Here is a 19,513-nt window from a genome sequence, read left to right on the forward strand (position 1 = left end):
AGTGATTCTGCTTTTGCTAAAACCTCGACCATTTCAGTAAAAACTTGCCGAGGTACGCCAACCAAGCGTTTGAATTCAGAATCTGAAAAATGGTTTAATTTCTGATATCTCATGACATTTATATGGGGATAGTTTTTACTTTCGCAAGAGGTCTATTCTTGAAGAAAATTTTAGAAAATCACGATAACATTACTAACCTTAAAAGATCCAAAGATATTTTTTTCTCTTTTAATCGCATTGAGCAAAACGATTCATTAAATGTGGTCTGCTTAGATAGCTATGTTTTTGGTGAAAATGATTTGTATAAAGTTTTAGAAGAGTTCCCTAACGTCGATATTATTTGTATTGGTAGTGTTTGGAATTATTATACTAGTGAAGCAAAAAAACTCGCATTGAAAAAAAAGCTGGGTTTGTATCGTGTTGATGAAATAAATGGAGGTATTTACTTTGACAAATTCTGGCTATATCACAAAAAAGATGATGAAGGAAATCCAACTTATTGTTGCGGACCACTCTAATGAATTACATTGTATAATTGGATTTGGTTCTTTTTTTGAAGGAAAACCCCAATTTAATGATATAGATGTACTTTTTGTAGGTATATCAAAAGATAACTTTTCCTTATATAAAACATTAAAATCAAAATGTCATTATTTGAGTAAAATGCTTGAAATAAATATTGATTTTAATTTTTTAACTAAAAAGGAATATGAAGAAAACTTATATCTCGATATCCAAAATCAATCATATATTAAACTTTATTCAAATCTACTAATTTGATTTTTTAGTTAGAAAACTAGCGTTTCCCTGCAAAATATTGATTATAAATTTAAACATAAATTCCTAAAAATTAGTTTAAAAAATTTCCTCAATCAACCCTCTACTACATTCTTCCCTCTCGCCTTCGCCTTAAACAAAGAACGATCTGCTTGAGCCAACAACTCCATCCAACTCTCTGCGCCTACAGCCACGCCAATACTCACCGAAACTGAAATTTTCAAATCTGAATCAGGTACAGTTAAATCCAACTTCGATACCGCATCACGAATTTTTTCAGCGCTTCTTAAAGTTTGCTCCATATTCATTTCATGAAGCACGATTAAGAACTCATCCCCACCAAAACGAATAATCAAATCAGAACCACGAACATTGTTCTTTAAACATTGAGCGACGGAAACAATCACTTGATCCCCAAAGATATGTCCATGTTGATCATTCACTTGTTTAAAATTATCAATATCGACAATGATCAGACACAACTGTTGAAAATGTTGCGGTTGGTGATCCGCTATTTTTAAATAATCGTCCAAAGCCAAACGATTCAAAACACCCGTCAAATTATCTGTATTGGCAATACTTTTTAGCTCAAACTCAAAGGCATCACGTTGCTTCAACATATACTGCAACTTATGCAAAGCATCATATAAAGAATAAGCTTGGTGATGCTCATGCTCGACCTGACCTCCATTCTCTGGCGTATGAGAAAAAGACAACTCTACAATCATATTACGTGCTTCGATCAACGGTGCAAAAACCTTACGCTGAGCATAAATCATCGTAAATATGGCAAAAAATAAAGAAATAAGTGAAACACTGGTGGTAATTAAAAATACATTCTTTGCAGCATTCAGTTCTGCTTGAGCCACTTCAACACTGTGATCGAGCAAATATTTTTGAAAATCGATCACTGTCAAGAACTTACCTGAGATCGCAGTCGTCAATTCAGTGCCTTCTAGAGAATAAGGACGACCAGATTCACTCTCTTGAATCAATCTCAAAACAATCGGAATACCCAAATCGATAAATTCAGATTTTACATTTTGATGAAGTTGGGTGAATTCTTCAGTTTTATGCTTTTCAGGTTGAATGGTTTGAACCAAGTCCCAAAGATATTTGACCTGTTTTTCAGTCTGAAGTGCTCTAGCAATATTTTCACTTGGAATCGGTTGCTTAAACGTGACATGCGCCATGACATTTGAAGCAAGACGCCCTGCCTGATCACGCAAATCAGCCAAAATCAGAATTAAACTATAATAATCTGCGATGCCCGTATCCTTACTTTCAGCTTGTTTAACCATATTTTTTAATACGATATAACTGCTGTCCCAAGCATTAAACATGTACACAACTGCATCATCAAGTTTGGTTGCCGAACGTTGATCTATCGGTGTATGAATATACGCATCGACATACTCACGCCCCGCTTCTAAATGATATATGAGGTCATCATGCAATTTACCTGTAAGTGAATCAAATCCGGAGCGATGTAAAATATTAAACGTCTCTTTAATTTGTTGATCTACACCCTCACGGTAGGTTTGCAAGTTAGCTACATTCTGGCTGAGCTGTTCGGGCGTGCTCGACATGGCCATATTGGCAGGACCACGCTCACGTGAAATTCGATTAACTAGATCTGCAACCGCTTTTAAGCTTTCAATTTCAATGAGTGCTTGGCGAGCTTTATTGTAATGTTGATATTGACTGACAATGAGTGGGATAGAGATAGATAATAAAGACATGACAATAATCAGAACGGATATAAACAGACGTTTACTGATCTGTTCAGAATGTAGTTTCGCACTCATTCTCGCCCCATCAATGTTGTTAAAATATTAAATTATCTAAATTGCATATTTATTATGCATGGCTTTTACTTTAAGCCAAATGAAGTATGAAATCTATGTGTTTAAAATAATTAAAATCAGATAGCATTGTTAAACATGAAATAAATCTCAAAATAATGTGACAAACATCACAATATAATAAATAGTTAGTATTATTATTTCAATCTAGCGAGAACTTTTAAAACCCCTTATGTTTATAATTTATCCGAATCTTTAAATTAAAATCAATTATTTATTTATAATTCGAGTCAATAATCGAAAATTTAGATTATTTAGATCCTTTTTAACCATTTCCTTTTTTGCATGATTTTTCCCATAATAAACCCATAGAGAGAACAAAGACACATTCTTGTTTAAGCAATCAGTTTATTCCTCGGATGTTTCTCCCACATTTACGAACATCCTTTCAGCCCAACCATACCCCAATCGGTTGGGTTTTTTTTTATTTGTAATTTCTTAACACTTTGTCGTGTTCAGCACGATCTCTAAAATAATATTCTTAAAAAGATCATTATCTTAGATAGTGAAATAATCCCAATTTATCCAAAACATCTAGAGTCAGCGCTTTGCGTTGTCCTACATCAGCATTTTGCTGCATTTCCATATTCAATGAAAAGGCTGTTACGTTTCCATCTGCTTGCTCAACCCATCCAGTAAACCAACCGACCTGAGGTTCAACATCCATTCCCCAACCACTTTTCGCATAAAGCGTGTTTAGACCTCTTTTCTCAATCAAAAGCATACTTTTAACATCGTGTTGAACTTTTTGTTGAAAAGCCAACCGTTCAGTGGCTAATTGATAGATAAATTTTGCTTCTTGTTCTGGCGTAATTTTCAACGGTCCAACTAACCAAAAATTATCGACCTGATGACCGATCTGCTTGTTTCCAAACCCAATTCTTTTGATTTCCTGTTGCATCAAGCTCAAGCCTATTCGTCTTGCAACGGTTTGATAGACAGGTACAGCCGAAGCTTGCATTGCATCTGCCAAAGTTAAATCCTTTTCCCAAGCTTTAAAGCTTCTTGGTTCTCCATCCCACTTAAATATTTCATTCACAGAGGTTTTACGGTGTTCCAAAGCAATCAACGCGTTTAACACTTTGAAAGTAGAAGCTGGGATATATGGTGTCTGGCCCCGTTCTAACGCATTACCATAATGTTCTAAATGAGTTCCATCAAAAGTGACAAAAGTACCTTTTACCTCTGCTTCATTGAATAATTTTTGAATGTTGGTTTTTTTAATTTGGTCTGTTTGTAATTTTGAGCTTTTTATACTCAAGTCAACTAATTGCTTTTGCTCAGAATTAAACGTACAAGCAGACAGTGCTAAGCTGAAACATAGGACACATATCGTCGTTTTCATGGCTTATTTGACTAGGTCGGTTATCTAAATGACCTTCAGTATGCCATATCTCTATTTAACATCCATTCCATACAAAAAATTTGGAAAAATAATATTTACCCATGCAATATCTTAGTGCATAATGCACCCCATTAGGGCGGGTTTAGTTTTATTCCTCAGCAGATTGATTGAATTCCCCTCGAGTTTTGGCGAAAAAACCTAATTTTGAATAAAAATTAGGTTTTTTTTTGCTTATAATTTTTAAAAATCAGTTTTTTTGCACCAAAATGAATCAATAAATCGTTTAAAAGTTTTAAGTTATTCAGCCTATGCACCTCTAGCATTAGGGTATATAGAAAATCGGATAAAAAAAAGCCCAACCTTGGGGAAAGTTGGGCATATAAAACTGTATAGCTGGTCCAAAACATAAATGAATCTTTCGATTTCATCACTGCTTTTTGAATAAATTTATTATGTGAAAAATCGTCTAATTTGTAAAGCCGATTAATTTAGTATGATTTGATAAGAATAACACTTATTGAATATTATGATACATAGTTTACATTTTAAAAATTTAAATGTTCGCATTTTAATCACAATACCTTCTTAGATTATCAAAAGATGCTCTAAATCTGAACACAAAGGAAGAAACAGCTTAATCATTAAACAAAAATAATAATGTATTATAGAAAATAAGTTTGATCGTTATTTTATTTTATTATTAATCAACTGTATTAAAGTGGGAATATAAAAAATAAACTATTGTTATATAAAACATATTTACAATCTAATCTAATCATAAAGATTCTCCATTGATTTAAAATCAAACTTCGTTGGTTGTTAAATATGCAAACCCTTTTATAATATGATTCATTTTAGTTATAAATTGTTACAATAGCGCGCATTTTGCACATATTATATCAAGACTATTGGTAATCATTATGAAAAAACTCAGTTTAGCCACTGCTTTATTATTAGCCATGACTGGTGCTCAAGCGTACCAATTTGAAGTACAAGGTCAGTCTGAGTTCATCGACAATACTGCTGATGCTCAAGATTTTTCAGGTGCTGTACAAGGTACTTACTACTTTAAAAATGTTGATGCGACTAAAGGCCCTTTAGCTGAAGCTGCTTTCGTAAACCAAGCATCAAATGTTGCTTTGGCTTACAACTATGGCGAAAACAAATTTGCTGGCGAACGTACTGTAAACCACGTATATGGCGCAAAAGCTGAAGCATATATCCCAACTTCAGTTGTTCCTGCTTACGTAAGCGCTGCTTATAGCCACACCATTCAAGACAACAAAACTGGTTTAGCTGATGATCAAGGCGATCGTTATGCATTAGAATTGGGTGCTGTTGTTGTACCTAATTTCTTGGTTGCTGTTGGTTACACTAGCGTTGCTGACCAAACTTCTTTTGATGCTTTCAACATTGTATCAAATGGTGTTGCTAAAGCAGCGATTGAATCTGCAACAATTGCAGACAAGAAAGACGCAATCACTGCACGCACTAAATACGTAGGTGCAATCGATGGTACAAATATGTCTATCGGTTTCGAAACTGGTTTAGTTTATGGTCGTGACACTGCTTACAACCTTAAAACTGATCTTTTTGTAACTCCTGCTTTAAGCATGGGTGTTTCTTATGCTGAAACAAGTGCTGACATCGCGAACGATAAAGCATGGGGCGCTAACGTAAACTACTTCGTTACTCCAGCAATCGCTGTTGGCGCAACTTACGTAAATTCAAATGCGGTAGGCGACAACACTGATACTCAAACTGTTGGCGTAAATGCTAAATTCCGTTTCTAATTTAATTTAGAAGTTGAATCAAAAAAGGACGCTATTTGCGTCCTTTTTTATGGCTTAGATATTCCGATCAAGATCATTCATCTTTTTTGTTTTTCGGCAAATGTGCAATGTATTGTAAAGCAATCAGCCTAGAAACAATTAAGGCGAGGTACATCACCCCACCAAACATTTGAAGCATAGCCAAAATACGTGCTGCTGGACTCAAGGGAATCAAGTCAGACAAGCCTGTTGCAGATTGCAAACTAAAGCTAAGAAACAATAAATCCAACCAAGATTGCAAACCAGCCACATTAGGATTGAGAAAACTATTGGGAATTAAAATTTGGCAAATGTTATATAAAAATGCAAAGCCCCATGCGATCAGAGTAAAGACTGCACCTGCTGCGAACAGTTCATCTTTGGTCAAATAGCGGTCTTCAAACATGTAACGTAATAACCCAAATGCAGCAATAAAATAAGCAATCGCCTCACAAGCAAGTCCGATGACAAGAATATAAGGATGATGAGCCCCGATTAGAATAAGTAAGGAAAAAATCAGTGCTCCACCAACAAACGTAAGACCTAGAATCGTAAATACAGGGGTCTGACGAATCACTTTAGCAATAATCAATAGCACTAATACACCCAGTGCCCAGGTCACTGCACGATAAGTCATACTTTCATTGGTCAGTAATGAAAGAAGTAAAATGACGAATTGAAGGAATAGTAACCAAGCGGAAGGAAGTAAGCGAAATCCTTTCCAAAATTCAACCAATACTTGCATAGATCATATCCAGAATATTTTTATTTTAAGATGGTCGTAAACACTATTTGAAAATAATTTATAAAATTAGAAATGAGCATATCCTGTGTTCTAATCATTCAGCAAACTAAATTCGTCATTAGATTTGTATCTGTATAAACGAAGATTTTATATACTGGCTTACAATAAAAAACCTCCCGAAGGAGGTTGTTTAATGGTTTATCTTTTCACATTTTAGTGATCTGATGCACCCGATATACCAATACCGGTTTGTGAGCGAACGAACTGTGCATCGAATGCTTTACGTTCAGCTTGAGCCTGTGCGGAATTATCAGTCACAGAGAACAACCAACAACAGAAGAATGCTAAAGGCATCGCGAATAATGCAGGGCCATTGTATGGGTTAATTGGTGTATCAGAAATACCGAGTGTATCTACCCAAACTGCTTTAGATAAGATAATCAACGTTACGGCTAATACCAGACCAACCACACCACCAGCGACCGCACCACGCGTTGTTAAACCTTTCCAGAACATTGAAAGTACAAGTACTGGGAAGTTTGCACATGCCGCTACAGAGAACGCTAAACCCACCATGAAAGCAACGTTTTGTTTTTCGAAAACAATACCTAAAATCATCGCAAAAATAGCAAGACCTAAAGTCGCAATTTTAGACATACGGAGTTCAGATTCAGGCGTTGTTTGACCTTTCTTAAATACGTTCGCATATAAGTCATGTGAAATTGCTGAAGCACCTGATAGTGTCAAACCAGCAACCACTGCAAGAATCGTTGCGAATGCTACAGCAGAAATGAAGCCCATGAACAGATCGCCACCCAGTGCTTCTGATAAATGCACCGCAGCCATGTTGTTACCACCCACAAGTTCTAGCTTGCCAGTCACCGCCATTTTCGCAATATCAAGGAATTGTGGATTATTCGATACATAAAGAATCGCACCAAAACCAATGATGAACGTTAATAAGTAGAAGTAACCAATAAAACCTGTCGCAACAACCACTGATTTACGTGCTTCTTTCGCATCTTTAACTGTGAAGAAACGCATCAAAATATGTGGAAGACCCGCTGTACCAAACATCAAGGCTAAGCCGAGAGAAATCGCATCAATTGGATTGGCAGCCAACTTTCCTGGCCCCATAATCGCGCCAGCTTGATCCAGCGTTACATCATGTACTTTAGAGAATACACCAATTGATTGGTTAAACATTTCTGAGAAGCTAAAACCAACACCTTTCATCACCATAAATGCCATGAAAGTTGCGCCAGACAATAGCATGACCGCTTTAATGATCTGTACCCATGTTGTTGCCAACATACCACCGAACATCACATAAGCCATCATCAATAGACCAACGATCACTACTGCAATATTGTAGTTCAAGCCAAATAAAAGTTTAATTAACTGCCCTGCACCGACCATTTGAGCGATCAAATAGAATGCCACGACTACCAATGAACTCACTGCTGCCAAAGTACGTACTGGCTTTTCAGCTAAACGGAAAGACACGACATCCGATAAGTTAAATTTACCCAAGTTACGTAAACGTTCAGCAATCAAGAACAATACAATTGGCCAACCCACCATAAATCCAAGTGAATACAGCAAGCCATCAAAGCCTGACATAAACACCATTGCGGAAATACCGAGGAACGATGCTGCTGACATATAGTCACCGGCAATCGCCAACCCATTTTGGAAACCTGAGATACCACCACCTGCTGTATAAAAGTCATTGGTATTGGTGGTTTGTTTTGCTGCCCATTTGGTAATAAACAGTGTTGCACCAACGAAAATCATGAACATGATAATCGCAGGCCAGTTTGTCGCTTGTTGCTCAGCGGCACCTAAATCTGGGCCAGCCATTGCAATGCTAGAGCCGAGTAATGTGGTAGCAGCAACAGCTTGAGATTTGAATGAATTCCATTTCATCATCAGTGTGGTCCTTTTTTATGAGTGATCGCTTCAACTTCACGCATTGCATCTTGATTGAGCTGATCTAGTTTGTTGTTGGCAATATATGAATACACACCACACAAAATAAACGACAACACAATAATGCCTAGACCCAGTGGAATACCCCAAGTCGTTACGCCACCACTGACTGAACTCAATAGAAATTCTTTGTTGTACCCAACGAGTAACATAAAGCCAACATAAACAAACAACATGATCGCGGTAAGCGTCCAACTCAGCGTACTTTTTTTCGCAACCATTTCTTTGAATTTAGGATTTTGTAGAATCTGTTCTACCTGTCTCTCATCCATAATATTTTCTCCGTTTACCATCATCTAATGGCGGTTTTTTAATCTTTTTATTTCATGATCCAAATTAACAATTTTTAATACAGCTCGTAACTTAGACTTTGGTCTTTTAAATTCGATCAATTTGAACGCGGAAGTTCACGAATACGGTATTATGTCCTCAGAATTTAATGTGTGTGTCATATGAACAGCTGGTTGATCATTGGGGTGCTCGCCCTTTATATCCTCATACTCTTTGTTTGCGCCTTTTTTGGTGAAAAACATGCCAGTCGACTGAGTCCGCGCGGTCGTATGCTGTTATTTAGTCTGACATTAGGGGTGTATTGCTCGTCATGGACATTTTACGGCGCAACGGGCGCAGCTGTTCGTGAAGGCATTATTTTCCTCCCTATTTATCTTGGGCCTTTACTCTTTGTCGGTCTAGGCTATGACATTTGGCGTCGTCTTGGGCGTGTGCGGCAGCATCATGCCATTTCATCGATTGCGGATTTTGTTGCTGCGCGTTATGGCAAAAGTGGCCCTTTGGCTTCAATAGTCACCATCCTTGCAGTCATTGCCATTATTCCGTATTTGGCCCTACAACTTCGTGCGATTGCATTGAGTGCATCCGTGATGTTGGAGCAAAATGCAGGCGTCATGAGTACCACAACTAACGGTGTTTTAGCACTGACAGGTGTACTTGCGATTTTAGCCATGATGTTTGGCACACGTCAGATTGCCAATACCGAACAGCACGGTGGGCTCATGCTGGCTGTGGCATTTGAATCCTTTGTGAAATTATTTGCACTCATTTGCGTTGCATTATTCTTTTTATTGGATTCACCTGAAAATATTATTCAGGTCTCTAAAGATGTCACTAAAACCTTCCATGAGGTTCAGCTGTTTGGTGTCCCTGATACATTTTGGATTCAAACGCTACTTGCTGGTTTAGCGATTATTTGTTTACCGCGTCAGTTTCACGTTGCGGTGGTTGAACTGCGTGATGAAAAACATATTCGTGGTGCGCGTCGCTGGTTTGCAGCCTATTTAATTTTGACGCTGTTAGCGATTATTCCAATTGCGAGTTGGGCTTTACACGCGGCACCAGAATATTTAGCCATTCCAGATGTTGCTGTACTGTCTTTACCTTTAAGTTATAACCAAGATTGGTTAACGCTTTTAGCTTTTCTGGGTGGTTTTTCTGCGTCAACAGGGATGCTGTTGGTCTCTTCTGTGGCACTGTCGATCATGCTTAGTAATGACTTGATCATGCCTGCACTATGGCGTTTAAATTTATTGTCGAGACACGATAAACGTCTTCCACAGATGCTGAAATTGGTTCGCCGTATTTGTATTTTAGCCGTCATGTTATTGGGCTTCTTATTCTTCCGCTTCTTTAATGATATCGATCAATTGTCTGTTTTTGGACTGTTGGCTTTTAGTGCTGTAGCACAATTTGCGCCAGCATTGATTGGTGGTCTGTATTGGCGTGGGGGAAGTAGACAAGGAGTTTATGCAGGATTAATCACTGGTTTTGCGATGTGGACGTATACCCTGTTGTTCCCGACTATATTGCGTAGCTTACCTGACGATTATTATCAATTTACTTATTCCTTTTTAATGTTTGGTCCATTGGAGATCGACTGGCTCAGACCTGAAGCATTACTTGGTTTTGAGTCTTTCGCACCGCTGACGCATGGAGTCATTTGGTCACTGGGTCTAAATATTATTCTGTATATTTGGATTTCACGCATTTATCGCCCAAGTATTGCAGAACAAATTCAGGCTGAAAGTTTCTTTTATTATGAAACCAAGCCTTTATTGACTCAAAGTACATCTAATGAAATCAGTTATTTACATCATGATGTAGCACGTTTAAAAGTGGGCGATTTGATCGCGCTTGCAAAACGTATTACAGGTGAAGGGCCAACCACTCATGCGTTTAATCAGTTCTGCTTATCCAACAATGTCATTTTAAATGAAAATAGCTCTGCCAATGGTATGTGGTGGCGCTTCACGGAACAATACTTAGCAGGAACGATTGGTGCGGCATCAGCACGGACACTGCTCACCACAGCCATGGTCAATAATGGCTTGGCACTGGGTCAAGTTGCTAATATTCTCGACCAAGCTTCACAATGGCAACGCTTTAATCAAAATCTGATTATGACCATGATCGATCACATGACTCAAGGCGTGAGCGTGGTCGATGAGAATATGTGTTTGGTGGCATGGAATAATCAATATTTGATTTTGTTCGATTATCCAAAAGATTTGGTCTACGTCGGCTGTCCAATTGCAGATCTAATTCGTTATAACGCTGAACGTGGAGAATGTGGACCGGGTTCAATTGAAGAGCATGTGCGTAAGCGTATTCGTTGGATGAAAGTCGGTAGTGCCCATGAATTTGAGCGTATTCGTAAAGATGGTCGCGTGATTCAGATGCGTGGTAATCCAATTGAAGGCGGTGGTTTCGTAACGACTTTTGCAGACATTACGGCATTCCGTGAAAATGAAGCCTTACTTGAAGGTCGTGTACAAGATCGCACCCAACAGCTTGCAGATGCTTTAACAGAACAACAATTGGCGCGTGAACAAGCAGATAAAGCCAACATGTCGAAAAGTCGCTTTATTGCAGCTGCCAGCCACGATTTACTACAGCCGATGCATGCTGCACGCTTATTTAGCACAGCATTAGAACAAAGTGTACAAACTGAAGAAGATCGTAAGACATTACAACAGCTAGATCGTGCCTTACATGGTGCAGAAAGTATGCTCTCTGCCCTGCTTGATATTGCTCGACTTGAAGGGGGTTCAATTCAACCCAAGCGCCAAGCATATCCATTGCATGATTTACTCAGTGATTTAGAATTACAGTTCAAATCCATCGCAGCTCAACGGGGTATCCAGTTTAAAGTGCACGATGTGAAATTTTGGATTGACACTGATCCTCAATGGATTCGACGCATTATTCAAAACTTCGTCAGCAATGCTTTACGCTATACCGCAAAAGGTCGTGTGATCGTGGGCGTACTTCGTTCGGCTGAACGTCCTAATCATATTCGTATCGGTGTATGGGATACAGGTCCCGGGATTGCGGAACAACAACGGATTAAGCTGTTCCAAGAGTTTGAACGTTGTGGACACACCTCACCTTGGGGCGAACAAGGCTTGGGCCTTGGTTTAGCCATCGTACAACGTATGACAAGTCTCTTAGATTACCCTGTATATGTGTATTCTGAACTCGGACAAGGTTCATGTTTTATGATTGAGGTCCCTGTGGTTGAAGCACCTAAAGTCGTTGCTTCGCCTATACAGGCAGTCCCGCTTAAAACCAAAGCCTATAAGATTTTATGTTTAGACAATGATGAAACCATTCTGGAAGGCATGAGCACCTTGCTGACCAAATGGGGTTATCAAGTGTTTAAAGCCACTGAACCAGAACAAGCGCTAGAAATCATTCAAAGTGAAAACATTCAAGTGTGGTTGGTGGATCAACATCTCAACAATGAAAAAATTGGATTAGATTTCATTGTGGAGCATCGTCAAGACAATGTAGCTGTAGCATTAATCACGGCAGACTCTGATCCTGATCTACCGCAACGTTTAAAAGACCTGAATATTGTCATGCTGAAAAAACCATTGAAACCTGCATCTTTAAGATCATGGTTATCTGGTTTAAAAATCTCACCATGATGTGAGCTTTGATGTAGAAATGTTCATGACCATAGACATTGAAATAGACATTGAAATAGCCATCCAAATAGATGTGCCTTAAATATATTTTGATACATTTAGCCCCTGTTTTTCTTCAACAAAAATAGGGGCTTTTTATACGAAATGTGACATTTCTACACATGCATTGACCACATATTTTGACGCTGTGGCAGAAACCATCAATTCAGCTCCTTTAAGTAGTTCGTCAGTTTGCTAAAAGTGACTTTTGATGAGTTTCTATGGCAATTTCGTTCAAAAATCAAACCAAAGACAAATATATATATTTACAATTTAAATAAGTTATTGTTTTTTAATTTATTATTGGAGATAAAAACTCAACATACAACTTTAGTCTTATTCCTATTGCACCATGCATAAATCATAACCGTATTCAATCACTGAGCGATTCAATCGTCCATAGCTTTTTTGGATCCCTACGTTTATCAAACCATCGACTCAAAAATGCTGAATTGAACCAAGCTCAGATTCAATTGAATAAGGAATTGCTATGAATATTTCAGCCGCTGTACCTCATGGAATCAATAGAGCTCAAGAACTACACCGTCAATATGGTGCGAATTCAATTTTACCTGAAATTAACTGGCAAGATCTTTTCCCACATTCTGCTTTGAATCCTGTGCATTTACAGGCTTTAGAACATATTTACCAAAGTGCTGTTCCCCTCGCACTACAGGTCTTTGAAGAACTGAAATTTGATATTTTTAGCCCAGCTGCGTTCCATCCACAAGGTTTGGGTCTGTTTGATAAGCTAGCGCAAAAAGAATCTCAATTGATTCAAATTTTGGCCGATGATAGTCAATCGCTCAATGAAGAAACGCGTCATCAAATTTGGAGTATGTTGCTTCGCGGTGGTGCTGTCTTGGTGTTTAAAGCATGGTTAGGCAAAATTAAAACGGGTGAAAATAGTTTAGATATGACTCAGTTTGATGAGATCTCAGATTTGCTGTTTATCAAAACACCGCCTGAATCATTAGCAAAAACCTTAAATGTAAACCCTCAAGCGGATTATGATCATATCTTCCTCATGTATGGCAATGAAGTATTTCTAGATCGTTTTAATAGTTTAGAAACAGCAGCCCTCTTTGTAGATTTATCCGTTTATGATGCTGCATTTCTAAGCTTAAGAGATGAACGTGTAGCTGATTATCTCAAAGCCAAAGGTTATGTGTCTCAAGACCAAATTGATGATTTACGATGTGCGCTGAATCCTTTGGGTTGCCCTGATTTGATGGGCAAACAGGATTGTCTCGCTTAAATTCTAAAAGATTAAATGCCACATTAAAACTATTGCTCCAACAGCAAAAAAGACCTCTTTCGAGGTCTTTTTTTATATCTATATTTTTAATCGTGAATAATGTGATTCACATTAGACGCGTTTTTCTTCAATGTTGAGAGCATTAATTGCCAATACAGCTTGCGTACGATTTTGAACCCCGAGTTTACGGAAAATTGCCGTTACATGCGCTTTAATCGTTGCCTCAGAAACATCTAACTCGTAAGCAATTTGCTTATTTAACAACCCTTCTGCCACCATCATTAAGACACGGAATTGTTGGGGTGTTAGAGACTGAATACGCTCAGCCAACGCTGTTTCATCTGCAGCACGCGGATCGAAGTTTAAATTCGCTGGCAAATTTGGCGGTAACCAAATATCACCTTCAAGTACTTGACGAATCGCTTCACCAATATGGCTCGGATGTGCAGACTTAGGGATATAACCCATTGCGCCATGTGCAATCGCACGCTGAATAATCGACACTTCTTCATGCGCAGAAACAACAATGATCGGTAAAGAAGGATACTGTGCACGCACATGTACGAGTGCAGAGAATCCAGATGCGCCAGGTAAATTTAGATCCAAAAGAACTAAATCGGGCTCAGGCCCTTTTTCTAGTCGTTCATAGAACTCATTAACAGCAGCTGTTTCATGGATTTGGGCTTGCGGTAAACTGTAACGAACTGCTTGAATTAAAGCATGACGAAACAGGGGATGATCATCAACGATTAAAATATTCATAAGCGACGCGAGAGATCTCTAACACAATCTTTATTCTAACTGTGCTATTGCTGTTAAGGATATATAAATATTAACGAATTTTTGGAAAAATTGTAGGTTAATATTTTCAAACATCATATTTAAATATAAATAAACGATTATCAGATAACTACATCTGTTTTAGATATAAAATATATTCTGAAAAAATATTAATTTATAAATTTTAAATATAACAATAATTATCAATTATTTATGTTAAAAAAACAGCAATTAAATCAACCTTATTAGGCATATCTAAAAATCAGATAATTAATCTTATTTTGCTTATTTTACACGATAAACTAAATATTGATTAATGGATGGCAACACAGTTTTTAGACCCTATTTAGGTTTGCCATTATGACTATTTTACAACAAAAACCATTGAATATCGTTGCCGTATCAGGCGGTTTAAATAATCCATCAAAAACCGAAGCTTTGGTTCAGGCGATCCTTGATGAGCTTGGTGAAGCAACGCCAATCAATGTTCATTTTATTAAATTTAGTGAGATTGGCAATTTACTCGGTGGAGCAATTTATCGTAATCAACTACCTCTACGTGTGCAGGACGATTTAGCTGCAGTAGAAGCAGCGGATGCACTCATCGTAGGAACACCTGTATATCGTGCGTCTTTTACAGGGTTATTTAAACATTTCTTTGACTTTGTTGAACAAACATCCCTTGTCGATGTGCCTGTACTTTTGGCGGCATCAGGGGGGAGTGATCGTCATGCATTGGTACTTGAACACCAACTTCGTCCATTGTTTAGCTTCTTCCAAGCGCAAACCTTACCGATTGGTGTCTATGCGACAGATCGTGATTTCACGCCTGAATATACCATTCATAGCGAATTCTTACGTGACCGTATTACGCTTGCAATAGCACGTGCCCTCCCAATTTTAGAGTGGGCACCTGCAAAAGGGCAACGTGCAGAAGTGGTGAAAGCCAAGACTCAGCAAGCCAATCAGAATCTAGGGATTAACAAACAAATCGAGCAAGAAGAAGTTCTTCCATCTGCAGCAGTGCCCAGCTTGGATGCAGCAGAATCTCGTTTGTATGCAAAATCGCCTAAATCACAAGTTGCTTAAATTATAAATTTTAGATCAATATTTCTGGAGACTCGTCATGTCACAATTAAAACAAGAAGCGGTCAAATTTGCATACTGGGTGCCAAACGTCAGTGGCGGACTCGTGGTCAGTAATATTGAGCAACGAACTGACTGGAGTTACGACTACAATGTTCGATTGGCGCAAGCAGCGGAAAAAAGTGGTTTTGAATATGCGCTTACGCAAATTCGTTTCACTGCGGGTTATAACGCAGAAAATCAACATGAGTCGGTGAGTTTCAGTCACGGTATTCTGGCAAAAACTGAAAAATTGAAAGTGATCGCAGCGATTCTACCTGGTCCATGGAAGCCTGCTTTGGCCGCTAAACAATTGGCAAGCATCGATCATTTAACCAATGGACGTATTGCCATCAACGTGGTGAGTGGTTGGTTCCGTGGTGAATTTGATGCGATTGGTGAAGAATGGCCTGAGCATGATCAGCGCTATGAACGCTCGGAAGAATTTATTCGCACGCTTAAAGGCGTTTGGACTGAAGACAATTTTAGTTTTGACGGGAAATACTACCAATTCAAAGATTACACTTTATCGCCTAAACCTCTTCAAAAACCTCATATTGAAATTTTCCAAGGCGGTAGCTCACGCGCTGCACGTGATATGGCATCTCGTGTATCTGATTGGTACTTCACCAACGGCAATACTCCTAGTGAACTCAAAAAACAAATTGATGATATTCGTGAAAAAGCCAAAGCAAATCATCATGATGTCAAAATTGGGGTCAATGCTTTCATTATTGCTCGTGACACTGAAGAGGAGGCAAAGCAAGTCCTTCAAGATATCATTGACAGTGCCAATGTAGAAGCAGTCAAAGCCTTTGGTGATGCCACCAAAGAGGCTGGTGCTTCAACCAAAGAAGGCGAAGGCAACTGGGCAAAATCAACCTTTGAGGATCTCGTTCAATATAACGATGGCTTTAAAACCAATCTGATTGGTACCCCTCAGCAAATTGCAGAGCGTATTGTTGAACTTAAATCAGTTGGTGTAGATCTAGTTCTTGGAGGCTTCCTACACTTCATTGAAGAAGTTGAATATTTCGGTGAAAAAGTACTGCCTTTGGTTCGTAAGCTAGAACAAGCTCAATCCAATCCAATCACGGCAAAGTCCGCTTAATTTATATTGAGATACTCTGTTATTTAAGTTTTGACATCAAAAAATAAATTGAGATAAAAATAAGAAAGTCCTGAAGCAGTAGCAAATTTCCCCTGAGGCTCGGCTTAGGGGATTTTTTTCTAAATCTATTTTTTTAAATTTGAATGTATCACCTCATAATGATCTACATTTCATCACCTAGAACACTTTATAATCATTGAGATTATTCAAAAATTGCCAAGCTATGAGTTCTTCTGTCAAGACTGAGGCAATACCCTCAGGCACACACTCGAATACGCCACAGAAAATGGCGATTCATATCGTTTTTGCGATTGCTTTAGCACATTGTCTCAACGATTTGATCCAAGCTTCATTGCCAGCCATCTATCCTTTATTAAAGGAAAATTTTGCCTTAAGTTTTGCTCAAGTTGGACTCATTTCACTGGTCTTTCAAATCACAGCATCATTATTACAACCGTGGGTTGGGTTTTATACAGATAAGCATCCAAAACCTTATTTACTCCCAATTGGCATGAGCGTGACGCTATGTGGGATTGTGTTACTGGCTTTCGCACCAAGCTTTGCTGTACTTCTTTTAGCTGCGGCACTGATTGGTGTCGGTTCTTCAACTTTTCACCCTGAAGCTTCTAGAGTTGCACGTTTGGCTTCAGGCGGTAAATTCGGCACGGCGCAATCAGCGTTCCAAGTCGGTGGAAATAGTGGCTCTGCCATTGGGCCTTTATTGGCTGCAGCGATTATTGTCCCAAGTGGGCAAGCATCGGCTGCATGGTTAATTGTGATTGCCGTATTCGCCATTGTGGTTTTATTTAAAATCAGTCAATGGACAGTGAAAACTACAATTGCTCATCAACAAAAAAAATCTACTGTCTCGGCTCAAATTCAACTGCCACGACATCTGTTCATCACAGCATTAACCGTGATTTGCTTTTTGATGTTTGCCAAATTTACATATATTTCAAGCATCAGTAATTACTATACTTTCTATCTCATGGATAAATTTCAATTGTCTCTGCAGCAGTCGCAATTGTATTTATTTGCATTTTTGGGTGCTGTCGCTTTAGGTACCTTTGTTGGAGGTCCAATAGGTGATCGCATTGGTCGTAAAGCCGTGATTTGGGTTTCATTCATAGGAATGGCCCCTTTTGCATTGTTAATGCCTTATGCCAATCTTTTGTGGACATGCATTTTTGCCATGCTTGCAGGTTTGATCATGTCATCAGCATTCTCAGCCATGGTGGTGTATGCACAAGAAGCGATGCCCGGTCGTGTAGGCATGGTCTCTGGCATGATGTTTGGTCTGATGTTCGGCATTAGTGGGATTGCAGCGGCAGTTTTAGGTTATGTCGCAGACCATCAAGGTATTGCCTGGGTATTTTCATTTACCTCTTATTTACCCTTGTTAGGACTACTCACTTTTTTCTTACCGAATTTGCATGATTCATCTAAGGTGTAAACAATTAAAGTGAATCGATTCAGCTCTGCCCGATCGCATGTTTCTAACTGACTAGAAAGCAACGAGGATGGTGGCATATACTCAAGGCTATCCATCAAGTGCTTATCCATAATCATCCTTTTAAGGATTTAAGAAGACTTAAAAATATGTATACAGGTATTGTTCAAGGTTTAGAAAAAATCATCGACGTTCGCCAAGCTGAAGGTTATCGCACTTTGGTGATTTCCAATCAGCATGATTTTTTTCATGATGTGTTTATCGGTGCAAGTGTGGCAATCAATGGAACTTGTTTAACCGCAACGCATATTGATCTAGATGCCAACCAAGTCCATTTTGATGTTTCAGATCTCACCTTACAATTGACTACACTTAAAAACTTAAAAGCGGGTGATGAAGTCAATATTGAACGATCTGCCAAAGTCGGTATGGAAAATGGTGGTCATAATCTGTATGGGCATATTGAAGGAACTGCTTTAGTCAAAGCCGTGACTCGTCATGGCGAAACCATGCATATTGATCTTGAAATTCCAGACGGCAATATCAAATATTTTTTTCTGAAAGGCTTTATCGGTTTAAATGGCTGTAGTTTAACAGTGAACCGTGTTGATCGTGCCAAACAGCAAATTTCAATTGATCTTATTCCTGAAACATTGCGTTTAACGACTTGGAAAGATATTCAAGTAGGTGATGAAGTGAATTATGAAATTGATCAGATGACCCGTACCATGGTGGATACGCTGGAAAATATTCATAGAAAATAATTTACTCTTACCACTCTAAAACTCCGACTGAAATAATATTTAATTGAAGAAATTAGACTTGGACTATAGAAGAAAAACCTTCATCGCGTGAAGGTTTTTCCAAAGCGTTATAGACATTTATTAATGCAGTTTCATTAACATGCTCTTCTAATCTGCGATGACTATTTCTTATCAGACACTCTTTTAAATCAGTTGTGAAATAAATCGCAACACAAGTCTTATCATGCATAAGTGCATAATCGATTAAAGCTCGCCTCTCACTTCTTTTAACTAAAATGGCATCAAAGATAATATTTTGAGGTTCTTGTTTTTTCTTTATTGTAGCCCAACTACTTTTCCCAGAAGCCTGACAGCCAATAAGAAGATAAACGATTTTAACTTCTGGATTATCTTTCAATTGGGCAAGATAGTCTTCTAGGCAACGTTGCCAAGCATATAAATTTCTTTCCTTAGTCCAAATTCGACCCTTTTTTGTTTCTAGGTAATGATCAGGATTAATATGCATAA

The 19,513-nt window shown here is 38.4% G+C and carries 15 protein-coding genes and 1 pseudogene; 8 read left to right on the plus strand and 8 right to left on the minus strand.

From position 1 onward, the window contains the following. Positions 1-113 (minus strand): annotated as a pseudogene (locus tag AC5YD2_RS05770) (IS5/IS1182 family transposase); the annotation flags it as partial. A 45-nt stretch (positions 114-158) separates the two neighbouring features. Here AC5YD2_RS05770 and AC5YD2_RS05775 point away from each other — a divergent pair. Further along, a complete protein-coding gene (locus AC5YD2_RS05775; protein WP_496125409.1) occupies positions 159-518 on the plus strand; it encodes a hypothetical protein in 360 nt (119 codons plus the stop codon). Positions 519-872: 354 nt separating this feature from the next. On the opposite strand, the gene AC5YD2_RS05780 is transcribed toward AC5YD2_RS05775, so the two are convergent. Next, positions 873-2,585 (minus strand): GGDEF domain-containing protein, encoded by a 1,713-nt coding sequence (locus tag AC5YD2_RS05780; protein WP_496125410.1) that lies wholly within the window; start codon positions 2,583-2,585, stop codon positions 873-875. 550 nt (positions 2,586-3,135) lie between these two features. After that, the gene (gene blaOXA, locus AC5YD2_RS05785) at positions 3,136-3,987 is read right to left on the minus strand and encodes a class D beta-lactamase (RefSeq protein WP_496125411.1); all 852 of its coding nucleotides are present in this window, start codon (positions 3,985-3,987) and stop codon (positions 3,136-3,138) included. 920 nt (positions 3,988-4,907) lie between these two features. On the opposite strand from blaOXA, the gene omp33-36 reads away from it, so the two are divergent. After that, on the plus strand, positions 4,908-5,780 hold the full coding sequence (omp33-36, locus tag AC5YD2_RS05790) for a porin Omp33-36 (protein WP_496125412.1): 873 nt from the start codon (positions 4,908-4,910) through the stop codon (positions 5,778-5,780). Between the two features lie 73 nt (positions 5,781-5,853). Here the strand turns inward: omp33-36 and AC5YD2_RS05795 are convergent, their stop codons facing one another. The 3 genes from AC5YD2_RS05795 to AC5YD2_RS05805 all read right to left on the minus strand — a co-directional run bounded on the left by AC5YD2_RS05795 (position 5,854) and on the right by AC5YD2_RS05805 (position 8,807). Continuing rightward, positions 5,854-6,543 carry an ion channel gene (locus AC5YD2_RS05795; RefSeq protein ID WP_496125413.1) on the minus strand — a complete coding sequence of 230 codons (690 nt, stop codon included), beginning with the start codon at positions 6,541-6,543 and terminating at the stop codon, positions 5,854-5,856. Positions 6,544-6,756: 213 nt separating this feature from the next. Then, positions 6,757-8,472 carry a cation acetate symporter gene (locus AC5YD2_RS05800; protein WP_496125487.1) on the minus strand — a complete coding sequence of 572 codons (1,716 nt, stop codon included), beginning with the start codon at positions 8,470-8,472 and terminating at the stop codon, positions 6,757-6,759. A gap of 2 nt (positions 8,473-8,474) precedes the next feature. Further along, entirely contained in the window at positions 8,475-8,807 is a 333-nt protein-coding gene (locus AC5YD2_RS05805; RefSeq protein ID WP_496125414.1) for a DUF485 domain-containing protein, read from the minus strand. A gap of 180 nt (positions 8,808-8,987) precedes the next feature. Here AC5YD2_RS05805 and AC5YD2_RS05810 point away from each other — a divergent pair, with 180 nt between their 5' ends. Together AC5YD2_RS05810 and AC5YD2_RS05815 are read left to right on the plus strand one after the other, a co-directional pair. Beyond that, positions 8,988-12,479: a hybrid sensor histidine kinase/response regulator gene (locus AC5YD2_RS05810; RefSeq protein ID WP_496125415.1), complete on the plus strand. Its 3,492-nt coding sequence runs from the start codon at positions 8,988-8,990 to the stop codon at positions 12,477-12,479. 529 nt (positions 12,480-13,008) lie between these two features. Continuing rightward, positions 13,009-13,776, plus strand: a complete 768-nt coding sequence (locus AC5YD2_RS05815; protein ID WP_496125416.1) for a hypothetical protein — start codon at positions 13,009-13,011, stop codon at positions 13,774-13,776. Positions 13,777-13,887: 111 nt separating this feature from the next. Here the strand turns inward: AC5YD2_RS05815 and AC5YD2_RS05820 are convergent, their stop codons facing one another. Next, positions 13,888-14,538: a response regulator gene (locus AC5YD2_RS05820; RefSeq protein ID WP_496125417.1), complete on the minus strand. Its 651-nt coding sequence runs from the start codon at positions 14,536-14,538 to the stop codon at positions 13,888-13,890. 378 nt (positions 14,539-14,916) lie between these two features. Here AC5YD2_RS05820 and msuE point away from each other — a divergent pair, with 378 nt between their 5' ends. From msuE to AC5YD2_RS05840, 4 genes are all read left to right on the plus strand, one after another. Then, entirely contained in the window at positions 14,917-15,645 is a 729-nt protein-coding gene (msuE, locus tag AC5YD2_RS05825) for an FMN reductase (protein WP_496125418.1), read from the plus strand. Between the two features lie 37 nt (positions 15,646-15,682). Then, positions 15,683-16,792 (plus strand): dimethylsulfone monooxygenase SfnG, encoded by a 1,110-nt coding sequence (gene sfnG / locus AC5YD2_RS05830; protein WP_496125419.1) that lies wholly within the window; start codon positions 15,683-15,685, stop codon positions 16,790-16,792. A gap of 223 nt (positions 16,793-17,015) precedes the next feature. After that, a complete protein-coding gene (locus AC5YD2_RS05835) occupies positions 17,016-18,245 on the plus strand; it encodes an MFS transporter (protein WP_496125420.1) in 1,230 nt (409 codons plus the stop codon). Positions 18,246-18,391: 146 nt separating this feature from the next. Continuing rightward, on the plus strand, positions 18,392-19,006 hold the full coding sequence (locus AC5YD2_RS05840) for a riboflavin synthase subunit alpha (RefSeq protein WP_496125421.1): 615 nt from the start codon (positions 18,392-18,394) through the stop codon (positions 19,004-19,006). Between the two features lie 52 nt (positions 19,007-19,058). On the opposite strand, the gene AC5YD2_RS05845 is transcribed toward AC5YD2_RS05840, so the two are convergent. After that, positions 19,059-19,511, minus strand: coding sequence for an AAA family ATPase (locus AC5YD2_RS05845; protein WP_496125422.1), 453 nt, complete (start codon positions 19,509-19,511; stop codon positions 19,059-19,061). Positions 19,512-19,513 lie beyond the last annotated feature (2 nt).

This window comes from Acinetobacter sp. CY73, from assembly GCF_059515865.1.